This is a genomic window from Mucilaginibacter psychrotolerans (genome assembly GCF_004519315.1).
In the GTDB taxonomy this organism is placed as follows: Bacteria; Bacteroidota; Bacteroidia; order Sphingobacteriales; family Sphingobacteriaceae; genus Mucilaginibacter; species Mucilaginibacter psychrotolerans.
Genome location: NZ_SOZE01000010.1, coordinates 84,512 through 97,815, shown reverse-complemented (window position 1 = coordinate 97,815; position 13,304 = coordinate 84,512). Strand labels below are relative to the sequence as shown.

Genomic DNA, 13,304 nt, shown 5'->3' with positions numbered 1-13,304 from the left:
TCGATTGTTTAATGAGCTTAAAATAACACCTGTGGAAATCATGATGCCTCAACCAGCGCTAAATAATCATCAATTAAAAAATGGCTTCGATAGATGCAGTTCAATGTAATATCTTCATGCAATCGATTTCATATACCAAAAAACGGTAAATGTTTTTAGGTTTTGGCCCAACTTACAGGCGTTAATCTGATGATTTAATCTTTGAAATGAACAGAAATTGCGGCACTACTGCCCATCGTCGTAAAAAACACCGCCGGCTTAAAAAAAACTCTATAATTAATTGTTATTTATACAATTAATTGCTAAAATTGAGCATCGTGACTGGTACCAATACGCTCACGATGCTAATAAACCCAAACCACCAATTTTATAAACTTAATTTATCAAACCATGAACTTTAAATGTTTAGCTGTTGCATTAGCAATCAGTGCAACGAGTGCCATTTGCTATGGGCAAACCAGCCAGCCCGCTGTGCTGGACGACTTTAAACCATCTACCGTTAATCAACCCGGGCAAGAATACCCGCAGGTAAACTCGCAGGGCTACGCCCGCTTCCGCATCATGGCCCCCCAGGCCGATAGCATAAAGGTTAGTCTGGGCCTTGGAGGCCGCGGCGGCACCAGGCTTACCAAAGGGGCCGACGGCGTTTTCACCGGCACCACCGAAGGGCCTATGGACGAGGGTTTTCACTACTACCACCTCACCATTGATGGCGGCGTATTTAACGACCCCGGTGCGCTCAATTTTTATGGTTCAACCCGTTGGGAAAGTGGCATTGAGATCCCTGCACACGACCAGGATTTTTACGCACTTAAAGATGTGCCCCACGGCAATGTACAGCAAATACTTTTCCCTTCTAAAAGCACTGGTACCTCGCGCAGGGCGTTTGTTTACACCCCGCCCGATTACGGAAAAGATAAATCTAAACGCTACCCTGTGCTTTACCTGCAACATGGCTGGGGCGAAGATGAAACCGCATGGAGCAACCAGGGGCATGCCAACTTGATTATGGACAACCTGATTTCCGAAGGCAAAACAAAACCTTTCATTATTGTAATGACCTACGGCATGACCAACGAAATCAAATTCGGCGGGATGAGGAATTTTAAGATAGATGCATTTCAAACGGTGCTGACCGATGAACTGATCCCATTTGTAGATGCGAATTTCCGCACCATTGCAGATAAAGCACATCGTGCTATGGGTGGCTTATCCATGGGCGGGATGGAAACCCATACCATTACCCTAAACAAACCCGAAGTTTTTGATTACTATGCCCTGCTGAGCGGAGGCCTTTACACCCCTGCAGAGTTTACCGGCAAAGCCAAACCCAAACTCATATTCATTAGCTGCGGCAGCAAAGAAAACCCAACCGGCGTAAAAAAAGCAACTGATGCGCTAAAAGAGGCCGGCTATAATGCCGTTTCGTTCATTTCTGATAAAACAGCACATGAGTTTTTGACCTGGCGCCGAAGCCTGCATGAACTTGCGCCGATGTTATTCAACCAATAACAGCAACGCTTTATACAATCGGCTAACAGCAGTTAAATCACCAAAATTAAAAACGTGAAAAAAGTTCCATTCTTTTATAAAATAGCCATCCTGCTGATAGCTGCCGCCCTGCGCGGCAGCATCGGTATGGCGCAATCGGATAAAGCTACGCTTGTTGAAGATTTTAAACCGGCAAGCAGCAACCAACCGGGCAAACCATACCCACAGGTAAACAGCCAGGCCAGGGTACGGGCAAGTATTTCCGCCCCGCAGGCCACAAAAGTACAGTTAGATCTGGGCGGCAAAAAGTACGACCTGGTTAAAGATGACAAAGGCGTTTGGACGGGCGAGTCGCTACCCCAGGATGAAGGCTTTCATTATTATCAGCTCAACATTGATGGTGCTTCTGTTCCCGATCCGGGGAGCCTTTACTTTTATGGTGCAGGCCGCTTAGGAAGCGGTATTGAAATCCCAGCAGGCGACGGCGACTTTTATGCATTAAAGAACGTACCACACGGCCTGGTGAGCGAAAATATTTACTTCTCTAAACTAACCAATGCATGGAGGCGCTGTTTTGTTTATACCCCCGCGGGTTATAACGAAAGCACTAAAACCCGTTACCCGGTGCTGTACCTGCAACATGGCAGCTTTGAAGATGAAACCGGCTGGGCCGTACAGGGAAAAACAAACCTGATACTCGATAACCTGATTGCCGATAAAAAGGCCGTGCCGATGATTGTTGTAATGGATAACGGATACGCCAATAAACCGGTAACAGGTACTACTGATAACACCGCCCGCCCTGTTTCGATATTTGAAGAAGTAATGGTGAATGAAATTATCCCGATGATTGATACCAAGTTCCGCACCATTGCCAACCGCGAGCACAGAGCAATAGCCGGGCTTTCGATGGGTGCCAACCAAACCATGCGCATTATCATGAACAACCTGGATAAATTCTCGGCCATAGGCGGGTTTAGCGGTACGCCAAATTACCCAAGTGCAGATGTAATAGACCCCAACACCTTCCTCGACGGCAAGTTTAAAGACGGTGCAGCTATCAACAAACAGCTCCATGTACTTTGGCTGAGCTGGGGCAGTAAAGAGCCAAACCCCTTTCCTGGTTCTATCGGTGCGTTCCGCAACATGTTAGATAAACAAGGCATTAAATATGCACAGTATGAGTCGCCCGGAACAGCGCACGAATGGCAAACCTGGCGTCGCAGCCTTAAGGGTTATGTATCGCTGCTTTTTAAAAACTAATACTCAATAAAAAAACGGGTAACATGAACTTAACGAGTTGCATGTTAACCCAATCACACCATTTTTTTATGAAATATTGCTTTATATGGTTAGCGGGTGTTATGTCAATATTGATAACACTCAAAGCCTCTTCACAGGAGCTAACAATCTCCAGCCCCGATAAACAATTAAAAGTAGATATACATTTAAACGAGGGGAAGCTGGTGTACGGCGTAACTTACAAAGGGAAAACCATGGTAGAAAACTCGCCGTTGGGCCTTACTGCCAATGAAGGCGATTTTACTACGGGAATGAAATTCCTGAGCAAAGCAGAAGACGTTGTAGAAAACAATTACTCGGAAACAAAAATAAAGCAATCGGACATTCATTATCAGGCCAACAGGTTAACCTGTACGTTTGAAAACGCCGCCAAAAAGGGTTTAACTATTGTATTCCAGGTGAGTAATAACAACATTGCCTTCCGCTATGAGTTACCTTCATGGGGTAACACATTTGCCTGCGTAGTTGAAAGCGAAGCTACCGGATTCAAATTCCCATCGTTTACTACTACATTTCTTTCTGAAATGATGAACCCCATGACTGGATTTGCCCGCTCGGCCCCAAGTTATGAAGCGCCTTATGAAGCAGATGCCCCCATGAAAAAAGCCACCCGCAATAACGAGGGTTATATTTTCCCGGCACTTTTCCACGTTGGCGATAATGGCTGGGTGCTGGTGTCTGAAACAGGTGTGAGCAGTTTGTACTGTGCATCGCACTTAAGCAATTATTCGGCGGAGGGGGTATATACCGTAGCCTATCCAAACCCAAAACAAAATAATGGTTTTGGAAGCACGGGCGCTGCGCTTTCCTTGCCGGGCATTACGCCATGGCGGACCATTACCGTAGGTGAAAACCTTAAACCCATTGTAGAAACAACTATTCCCTTTGATGTGGTTGCGCCGCTTTACCAGCCCTCAACCGATTACAAATACGGCAAGTCGGTTTGGAGTTGGATTGTATGGCAGGACAACAGCATGAACTATGACGACCAGGTAAAATATATCGACCTGGCCTCGACGCTTCAATTCAATTACATTTTAATGGATGCCTTGTGGGACACCAACATTGGCAAAGTAAAAATGAAAGAACTTGTAAAATATGCAAATGCCAAAGGTGTGGATGTACTTTTATGGTACAATTCTAACGGTGCGGCCAATGATGCGCCACAGGGCCCCAGAAACAAAATGAGCTCATCCATTGAGCGCAAAAAGGAGATGAAATGGCTTAAAGAAACAGGTGTTAAAGGCCTTAAAGTTGATTTCTTTGGTGGCGACAAGCAGGAAACCATGCGCTTGTATGAAGATATTTTGTCTGACGCTAACGACTATGGCTTGATGATTGATTTCCACGGCGCCACGCTGCCCAGAGGTTGGGAAAGAATGTATCCCAATTTTATAGGAAGTGAAGCGGTGCTTGCCTCAGAGATGTTGATTTTCTCTCAAAACGTAAGGGATAACGAGGCCTACAATGCCACTTTGCATCCATTTATTCGCAATACTGTGGGCAGTATGGAATTTGGTGGTGTATTTTTAAACAAATACCTGGTAAAGAGCAACACCGGGCGCAACAAACGTTTAACAACCGATGGTTTCCAATTGGCAACGGCTGTGCTTTTCCAGAACCCGGTGCAAATGTTTGCGCTTACGCCTAACAACTTAACCGATGCACCAGCCTTTGAATTAGATTTTATGAAACAAGTGCCTACCACCTGGGACGAAACACTTTATATTGACGGCTACCCGGGTAAATACAGCGTGCTAGCCCGGCGGCATCAGGATAAATGGTATGTGGCAGGTATAAACGCGGGGAAAACAGCTATTAAACTTAAACTGTCTCTCCCTATGCTCTCGGGAAAAATGGTGAATTTTTATAACGACGACGCCAGCCAAACAACCTCCATGCAAAAAGCCGAAGTTAAAAAAAGTGGTGCCATCGAAGTGATTATACAGCCAAGTGGCGGCTTTATTTTAAATGATTAAAGACACCATACTAAGTTTCGTAACTGCTGCTTACTATCACAAAGAATACTTCAAAAATGAAAAACAGGTTTATACAATTGCGGCTCGCGGTAATTGCCGGCAGCTTTTTAATGGCGTTGATGTTACTGGCGGCACAAAATGGCCACGCGCAAACCGTATCGACAGGCGAACGGCCAGCGTACAGAGCCGGTATTTTTCAGGAACGGTATCTTCACCATCGGTGGCCCCACCTGGACGGAACGGGTAGTGAAATACTAAAATCAGTTCATCATCCCCGTTAACGGAAAAACATTAGGTTATAGATTGACCTATAATAACCATTAAAGCTCAACCGGAGAATCCAACGATAACCTCCGGTTGAGCTTTTTTATATCCCCTCGTTGGTTTTACTGCAAAGTAACGGCAGCTATTTGGCAGGATATTATTGTTCATCACTTCTCCCCTCGCGTTGCCATTACCGTCCACCAAAAAAACGATAATTTGCTTTTTTGTCAAAAGCTCCGGGTAAGCAACATAATCACCTGGCTTTCCCTTTAGCAAAGCACTATCCTTCTATAAAAAAGCCCCGAAGCCAAGCGGCTCCGGGGCGTAGTAGGAACAATAATCAGGGATATGCGTATCGTTATTTATCCCAAAAAACCGGGGTGTCTAAATCATCTGCGCCTATGCTGGCTACAGCGGCCCTATAGTTATCAGCATTGATTGAAGCTTCGGTTTGCGGATAGGTGTACCTGCGTACAAAACTGCCTTTTATCTGCTTGCCCGGATAAGTATTTGGTGCTAATGCAGGGAAGCCGCTCCTTCTGAAATTAGCCCATGATTCGGCACCGTTGCCAAAAGAAGTTATCCAATACTGCGTATTGATAAGCCGTAAAGCGTTGGCATCAGAATACGCATTAAGCGGGTTATTTAAGAAAGCATCTTCGGTGCTGCCCGGTATTACGGCACCAGCATCATAAGTGGCAAACTGATCCATTGCTGCCTTTACACCTGCATTGTAAAAAGTGCTGGTTGTGCCCGATATGTAACCTCTAAAGGTTGCCTCGGCCAGTAACAACTGCGTTTGCGCGTAGGTTATGAAAAACTGCGGTGCGGTTATTTTACCAAACACGCTGTAATTTACCTGCGAATATTTGAAACCCGAGCCACTCCCGCCGCGAAAACCGGGCGCTGAAGGCAAGGTGCCACTGTCATACCCTATCGGCAAGCCGAATTGATTTGCAGATGCGGTATCCGGAGCAAGGCTCAGGGCTTTTCCCGGGTCGGCATACATGGCAGAGATATACTTTAACCTGGGGTCGCCGGTTGATTTCAATTGCGTAACAAACGGCTCGGCAAGGTAGTAGGTATTAGTCAATTGCTGAATTTGTTGCGTCATTAGGTTAGGGTACGCTGTATTATATTTCAGGTAACAGTTATCGGCATTAGATTGCATCACGCCGCCTGCAAATGCAGCCTGTACTATGGTTTTAGCTTTCGCGGCATCCACTTTTGAATAGCGCATACCTAAACGAAGCAACAGCGAATACCCCAGGCGTTTCCATTGCGGAATGTTGCCGCCGTAGAAAACGTCGCCCTTTACTATGTCCTTCGCAGGGTCTAACGCGGCTGTAGCTGCGGTAACTTCGTTCACCAAATCGGCATAGATATCTTGTTGCTTATCATATTTAGGCAAAAATACCGAATTGAGGTAAGCCTGCCCTGCCTGGCTGTAGGGTACATCACCATAGGTATCAACCAGCATCATATAGTTGTAAGCGCGCCATATACGGGCCTCGTTATACAGGTTAACCTTAGCGGCATCGCCCTTGGTGTTAGCCAAAACGCTCTCCAACAGTTTAATGCTATTAGGATAAGCATTGTTCCAACGCAGCACGGAGTACGTTTGGTTTAGCACGTTGAAGTTAAACGCCGAGGTAACACCACCGAAAGGATCGATGAATTGCTGAACAACAGTTGCTTCCGTTTCCATTAACGATGCATAAGTTAACACTTCAGAGTTGGAAAACAGAAACGTTGGGTCGAGGCTGGTTGTACTGTTCGGGTTTACATTCAGCTCTTTAAACCCTTTATCGCAACCTACTACAGAACACAGGCAAGCAGCGGATAAGATGATTTTTATATAATTTTTCATGATGGTACGCTATTAAAATTTGACGTTTAGATTGAAGCCGTAAGTCCTTGTGGTAGGCAGCGAACTTTGCTCATAGCCGGTCAGGATATCGCCGCTTGATGATATTGCTTCCGGATCGAGGTTATCAATGTACTTTTTGATGATAAGCACGTTATGGCACACTGCAGAAAGCACAAGCCCTTTTATAAATTTGGTTTTCACCATCTTAGAAAAATCATAGCTTAACGAAACGTTCCTTAGCTTGATGAAATCTGATTTATAAATAAAAGGATCCAGGATACCCTGAGAGCGGTAATTCGCATAAAAGTCTTCAGCATTTACGGCTGTTGTGTTAGGCGTACCGTCGGCGTTTACGCCATCAAACGTTACGCCGCCTTCCCTGCCAACCAATGACGGCTTAGATAAACCTTCCCTCAAAAAGTTCAGGTTGGAGCTCGATAATATTTTACCGCCAACTTTATAGTCGATATGAGCCATCAGCGTAAACTTTTTATACGTAAAGGTGTTTACCCAACCACCGGTAGCCTTAGGCAATGCACTGCCAAAAAGTTTGGGCGAAGTGCTTGCTACTGGTTTACCTCCGGATACGATGATTTTACCTGCAGCATCCCTGCGATAAGTTGCACCCTGTATTTGGTTCAGCGGAAGGCCAACCTGGTCAACAATAGAACCAAAGAACTCACCTGAACCCAGTGTAAGTTGATTTTGGCCATTTGCCAGCGCCAATACTTTTGATGTATTAAAGGCAGTATTGAATGCCGAGCGCCAGGTAAAATTCTCATTTTTGACCGGTATCACCTCCAGCAGGAACTCCATACCGCGGTTTTGCAATTCGCCAAGGTTTACAATGGTACCGGTGTAACCCGAGGAGTTAGAAATAGCAACACTTAGTATCTGGTTGGTGGTATGCTTATCGTAAGCCGCAACATCCAGGTTAACGCGGCTGTTGAACATACGCAGCTCCAGGCCAACTTCTTTTTCTTTTACGCTGTAAGGTTTGATATCCTGATTAGGCGTAGTGGTGTTATTGATACTACCCAGCGGAATGCCGTTAAACGAATTTTGAGAGAGGCCATACGTAAGCGAATTGCTGTAAGGGCCAATACCATTTGCGCTGCCCACATTAGCATAAGTAGCCCTGATTTTGCCGAAGGAGAGCCATGATGGCAGGGTTTTAAACATTTCTGAAAACACGAAACTGCCGCTTACCGAAGGATAAAAGTAATGATTATGATCCGGGCTTAGTACCGAGAACCAATCGTTACGGCCTGTTACGTTTACAAACAAATACGATTTGTAACCAAACTCAGCAGTTCCGTACAGTGAGTTTACTGTTGATTTGGAAACACTGTAGGAAGAAGTGGTAGTAACGCCATTACCAAGGGTATAAAAATCCCTTACATAAAAGTTTGTTGCGGTAACGCTATATCCGCTTGATGATGAAGGGAAGGTATTTCCGCCCACGGTGGCATCAAAAGAAAAGTCGCCCCATTTGTGTCCGCCGCCCAATAAGAAGTCGGCGTTAAGCGCGCGGTAAGTGTTATCATTTGAGTTATAGCTACCATTGTAGTAGCCGGCTGGTGCGGCAGCATTTGCCAGCGTACCTGTAGGTGAATTTTGTTCGTAGAACGACGCGCTATATTCCATATTTACGCGGCCCTGCAGGTAAAGCCAATCAAAAAACTGATAGCGCAGGCTTGCAGTACCCAAAAGGTGATCTTTAGGTTGCCTGGTAAATTGCTTGGCCATGATCCAGTAGGGGTTGGTAAGGGTAGTAAAACGCGATGTAGGCGTTTCGTTGCCGTTAGCGTCAACCGCATTGGCCTTCAACACATCCAAACTAACCGAGTTGGAATAGCGGTACATATAGTTGGTTACCGATGTTCCCTGTATACCGATTACCGGCGGGTTGTTGTTATTCTCGTGATCGTAGTTGATGTAGATCTGCGAGGTTAGTTTTGGGGTGAAGCTATAATTAAGCCCAAGGTTGAATATCTTTTTATGATAATCATTATTAGGTACAATGCCTTGCGCATCCTGGTTTGAATAGGAGAACCTGAAGCTGCCCTTATCGCTGCCTCCCGAGAATGCGATGGTATTAGTCCATGCGTTTGCCAGCCGGAAGAACTTGCTTATGCGGTTTTTTTCGGGTGCATAAGGGCGTTGTACGCCGTCGAACTGATAGGTAAGCGCATTATCAAATTTCTCCCCAAAGCTCCACGCACCCGAGCTTTGTGCCTGGCCTTGCGTTTTGGGGCGTACGTTATTTTCACCCTGGCCGTACTCATATTGGAAGTCGGTAAAATCCAATGCCTGGTTTTGGGTAAAGTTTGATGTAAACTCTATGCCTATGCCCTGGTTTTTGTTACCGCTTTTGGTGGTAATAATGATGGCACCGTTACTTGCACGTGAACCATAAAGCGCAGCAGCTGTAGCACCTTTCAGTACCGTCATCGACTCGATATCATCCGGGTTAATCTGCTGCATGTTATCGCCCAAATCCACTGATTGGGTGTAACCGTTTGTGCTGGATGGGCTTTGCGATAATGGAAGGCCGTTTAATACAATCAAAGGTGCATTATCACCCTGAAAGGCAGATTGCCCGCGCAGCCTGATCTTGGTGCTTCCGCCCGGGCCGCTTGCTGGTGGCGAAATATCCAAACCGGCAACTTTACCTTCAAGCGAATTAATAAAGTTGGTAGAGCGGTTGGTGGTAATTTCTCCTACGCGCACGTTTTCTGCCGCATAACCTAATTTCTTCGATTCGCGTTTTATACCTAATGCCGTTACTACGATCTCGTTAAGCGCGCTTGGTTTAGGCTCCAGCGTAACGTTAACAACACTGCGGCCGTTCACTTGCTCTGTTTTGGGGTTATAGCCAATGTAGCTAAACAACAACGCAGCCTTATCGCCGGCAACCTGTATTTTGTAGTTACCGTTCACATCGGTCATTACGCCGTTGCTGGTGCCTTTTTCGCTTACGCTTACGCCTACAAGAGGTGCTCCTTTTTCGTCGATAACTTTACCGGTAACGGTTTGCACGCTTAGTTCATTCTCCATGCGTGGAGTGCCTGTGCCCCCCGCCTTTGCGTCCATCGCAAAAATGAGTGTCAAAAACACACTTATCAAAACGGACAGCATCATCCCAGATGCCTGATTCTTTTTTCTCATGATTTTCGGTTAATTAAATTGGTATGGTTACTTCTTTTTAACCTCTTCCCCAAAATTGGCAATTGGGTAAGCGGTATTCCATGGCGGCCATTTGCCGCCTCTTTTTGATTTTATAGTATTTTTCTCTTCATAATTTATGTGGGGGTTTTATGGTTTATATTGATCGCATTCATTTTATACCAGGAAGTTTAATGTTAACACGCCGGCCAGCCCTATTACAGATACCAGGCTTTCCATCAGTGTCCACGAGCGCAACGTTTCCTTTACCGACAGGCCAAAATATTCTTTGCACAGCCAAAAAGCGGTATCGTTTACATGCGAGCCAAACAAGCTGCCTGCACCAATGGCCAGTACCAGTAAATTGGTATTGAGGCCGGCGTGCTGCGCAATTGGGAATAATACTCCTGCCGCCGTTACACCGGCAACCGTTGCCGAACCCAGGCAAAGGCGCAAGCCGGCGGTTACCAGCCAGGCCAGCAAAAGAGGTGGCATGGCGCTTTTTACCAGTATTACCGCAAGCGCGTTGCTCAACTGGCTATCGATAAATATTTGTTTTAGTGCCCCTGCACTACCAATAATGAGCAATACCATGGCTATATCTTTTACAGCACTGGCGTAGCCCTCCATAATTTTGGCCAGGGGCCGACCTTTTTGTAAGCCGAGGGTATAAGTGCTGATGATTACCGTGAGCAACATGGCAATAATGGGTTCGCCAAGCCATTGGGCCAGGGTTTTTACCATGGGTGCGTGCCCAAAAAGCAGGGGCAGCAAATAGGCTAGGCAAATAAGGATGACCGGTAAAAGCGAAGACAAAATGCTATTGGCTATACCTGGCAATTCTGCATCGGGCAGCGCGGCGGTGCCATGGTTAAACTGCGACCCGTTTGGCCCTATTTTCTTAAGCGTGTTTGCAAATATTGGCCCGGCAATAAGTATAGCCGGTATTGCGATAACCAACCCGTAGCCAAATGTTTTAACGATATCAGCATGAAAAACGCTGATGAGCGTCATGGGCGATGGATGCGGCGGTAAAAAACCATGCATTACCGACAAGGCGGTGAGCATGGGCATGCCTACATACAGCAAAGGCAAACGATAGCTTGAAGCCACTGAAAAAATAATAGGCACCAGCAGTATAAACCCAACGTTGTAATACAGCGGGATACCCACAATAAAACCGGTCAACGCCATGGCGTAGGTAACGTACTTTGCGCCAAACAGATCGTGCATAAAATGAGCGATGCGCTGGGCGGCACCACTTTCGGCAACCAGTTTGCCCAGCATGGCACCTAATACGATGATAATGGCGACCGACCCCAGGGTATCGCCCAGCCCTTTATTAACGGAAGCGATAACGTTTGAGAACGGCATTCCGAATAAGCAACCGGCCAGCAGCGCCACGAAAATAAAGGCCAGGAAAGCATTTACCTTTGCCCATGTGATAAGCGTTACCAGCAGCAGTATACAGAATATGAGTACCAATATCATCATCGTCGATCAGCTATCTTGTTAATGGGAATCGCGCGTTACAACAGAACCCGAATTTCCTACCAGGAAATCGAGGTCGGCTCCTTTATCGGCTTGCTGTACGTGGCGCTGGTACATCGATACATAGCCCCTATCGGTATGGTAAGCGGGTTTCTGCCACAGTAGTCTCCGTTTGTCCAGTTCAGCGTCATCAACCAACAGGTCAATCCTTCTGGCGGGTACATCCAGGCTTATCATATCGCCGTTTTGTACCAGGGCCAGGTTACCACCAATGGCCGATTCCGGCGATACATGCAGCACTACAGTACCATAAGCGGTTCCGCTCATGCGCCCGTCTGATATCCTCACCATATCGGTTACGCCTTTATCCAGGAGTTTTTTGGGCAACACCATATTGCCTACTTCGGGCATGCCAGGGTAGCCTACCGGCCCAACGCTTTTCAATACCATTACACAGGTTTCGTCTATATCCAGGTCGGGGTCATCAACCCTGGCGTGGTAATCTTCTATGGTTTCAAAAACCACGGCCCTGCCGGTGTGCTGCATCAGCGCGGGGGTGGCTGCAGAGGGTTTGATAACCGCCCCGTTAAGCGCCAAGTTTCCTTTCAATACGGCTATGCCCGCCTCCGGGATAATAGGCTCTAAGTAGTCTGCGATAACGTCTTTGTTGTAGCAAATGCTGCTGCTGCTGATATTCTCGGCATGCGATTTACCGGTAACAGTTACCGTGCTCATATCCAATTCGCTGCTGAGCTCCTTTAGAATTACGGGTAAGCCTCCTGCGTAAAAAAAGTCTTCCATCAGGTACTTGCCCGATGGCATCAGGTTAAGCAGCAAGGGTATCCTGCTGCCAAGCTTGTCGAAATCGTCGATGTTTAGTTCTACGCCAACCCGGCCGGCTATGGCTGTTAAATGAATAAGGAAATTGGTTGAACCGCCGATGGCGGCGTTTACCTTTATAGCGTTTTCGAAAGCAGCTCTGGTGAGTATTTTTGATATGGTCAGATCTTCCTTCACCATTTCTACAATGCGCCTGCCCGATAATTGTGCCAGCACTTTTTTCCGCGAATCTACCGCAGGAGTAGCTGCCGCGCCGGATAAACACATGCCCAGCGACTCCACCATACAGGCCATGGTAGATGCTGTCCCCATCGTCATGCAGTGGCCTGCGCTGCGCGACATACAGCTTTCTGCTGCCAGGTAGTCGTCGTTGGTTATTTTACCGGTCTTCAGGTCATCCGTAAGTTTCCAAACCGCCGTGCCCGATCCGATATCCGCACCGCGGAACTTTCCGTTCAGCATCGGCCCACCGGGAACTACAATGGTTGGCAGGCCAACACTTGCCGCACCCATCATGGTTGATGGCGTAGTTTTGTCGCATCCCGTAAGCAATACCACCCCATCAATAGGGTTTCCGCGTATCGACTCTTCGGCATCCATGCTAGCCAGGTTCCTGAAGAGCATAGCAGTTGGTTTCAATAAAGTTTCGCCTAATGACATGATAGGGAATTCTACCGGGAAACCGCCGGCTTCGTAAACTCCGCGTTTTACCGACTCGGCCAAATCGCGCAGATGCGCATTACAAGGGGTAAGTTCCGACCAGGTGTTGCAAATACCAATAACCGGACGGCCATCAAAAAGATCGGCAGGCATTCCCTGGTTTTTCATCCAGCTACGGTATAAAAAGCCCATTTTACCCGATTTACCAAACCAATCCGAACTTCTGAATTGTGACATTA

General features: G+C 46.7%; 7 protein-coding genes. 3 read left to right on the top strand and 4 right to left on the bottom strand.

The genetic code is table 11. The features are described from left to right. Positions 1–390: 390 nt before the first annotated feature. The 3 genes from E2R66_RS11995 (at position 391) to E2R66_RS11985 (ending at position 4,772) form a co-directional block, all read left to right on the top strand. A complete protein-coding gene (locus tag E2R66_RS11995) occupies positions 391–1,512 on the top strand; it encodes an alpha/beta hydrolase-fold protein (RefSeq protein WP_133230943.1) in 1,122 nt (373 codons plus the stop codon). 54 nt (positions 1,513–1,566) lie between these two features. Further along, positions 1,567–2,754: an alpha/beta hydrolase-fold protein gene (locus E2R66_RS11990; protein ID WP_204985909.1), complete on the top strand. Its 1,188-nt coding sequence runs from the start codon at positions 1,567–1,569 to the stop codon at positions 2,752–2,754. A 101-nt stretch (positions 2,755–2,855) separates the two neighbouring features. Beyond that, positions 2,856–4,772: a glycoside hydrolase family 97 protein gene (locus tag E2R66_RS11985; RefSeq protein WP_240049302.1), complete on the top strand. Its 1,917-nt coding sequence runs from the start codon at positions 2,856–2,858 to the stop codon at positions 4,770–4,772. 622 nt (positions 4,773–5,394) lie between these two features. On the opposite strand, the gene E2R66_RS11975 is transcribed toward E2R66_RS11985, so the two are convergent. From E2R66_RS11975 to E2R66_RS11960, 4 genes are all read right to left on the bottom strand, one after another. Then, positions 5,395–6,906, bottom strand: a complete 1,512-nt coding sequence (locus E2R66_RS11975; RefSeq protein ID WP_133230949.1) for a SusD/RagB family nutrient-binding outer membrane lipoprotein — start codon at positions 6,904–6,906, stop codon at positions 5,395–5,397. Between the two features lie 12 nt (positions 6,907–6,918). After that, positions 6,919–10,077 carry a SusC/RagA family TonB-linked outer membrane protein gene (locus E2R66_RS11970; RefSeq protein WP_133230951.1) on the bottom strand — a complete coding sequence of 1,053 codons (3,159 nt, stop codon included), beginning with the start codon at positions 10,075–10,077 and terminating at the stop codon, positions 6,919–6,921. Positions 10,078–10,251: 174 nt separating this feature from the next. After that, positions 10,252–11,568, bottom strand: a complete 1,317-nt coding sequence (locus E2R66_RS11965) for a gluconate:H+ symporter (RefSeq protein ID WP_133230953.1) — start codon at positions 11,566–11,568, stop codon at positions 10,252–10,254. A gap of 18 nt (positions 11,569–11,586) precedes the next feature. After that, positions 11,587–13,302, bottom strand: coding sequence for an IlvD/Edd family dehydratase (locus E2R66_RS11960; RefSeq protein WP_133230955.1), 1,716 nt, complete (start codon positions 13,300–13,302; stop codon positions 11,587–11,589). Positions 13,303–13,304: the final 2 nt, after the last annotated feature.

Bases quoted from the DNA above. Each gene is read 5' to 3' on its own strand.
- E2R66_RS11995 (WP_133230943.1), top strand. From the start codon at position 391: ATGAACTTTAAATGTTTAGCTGTTGCATTAGCAATCAGTGCAACGAGT.
- E2R66_RS11985 (WP_240049302.1), top strand. From the start codon at position 2,856: ATGTCAATATTGATAACACTCAAAGCCTCTTCACAGGAGCTAACAATC.
- E2R66_RS11975 (WP_133230949.1), bottom strand. From the start codon at position 6,906: ATGAAAAATTATATAAAAATCATCTTATCCGCTGCTTGCCTGTGTTCT.
- E2R66_RS11970 (WP_133230951.1), bottom strand. From the start codon at position 10,077: ATGAGAAAAAAGAATCAGGCATCTGGGATGATGCTGTCCGTTTTGATA.
- E2R66_RS11965 (WP_133230953.1), bottom strand. From the start codon at position 11,568: ATGATGATATTGGTACTCATATTCTGTATACTGCTGCTGGTAACGCTT.
- E2R66_RS11960 (WP_133230955.1), bottom strand. From the start codon at position 13,302: ATGTCACAATTCAGAAGTTCGGATTGGTTTGGTAAATCGGGTAAAATG.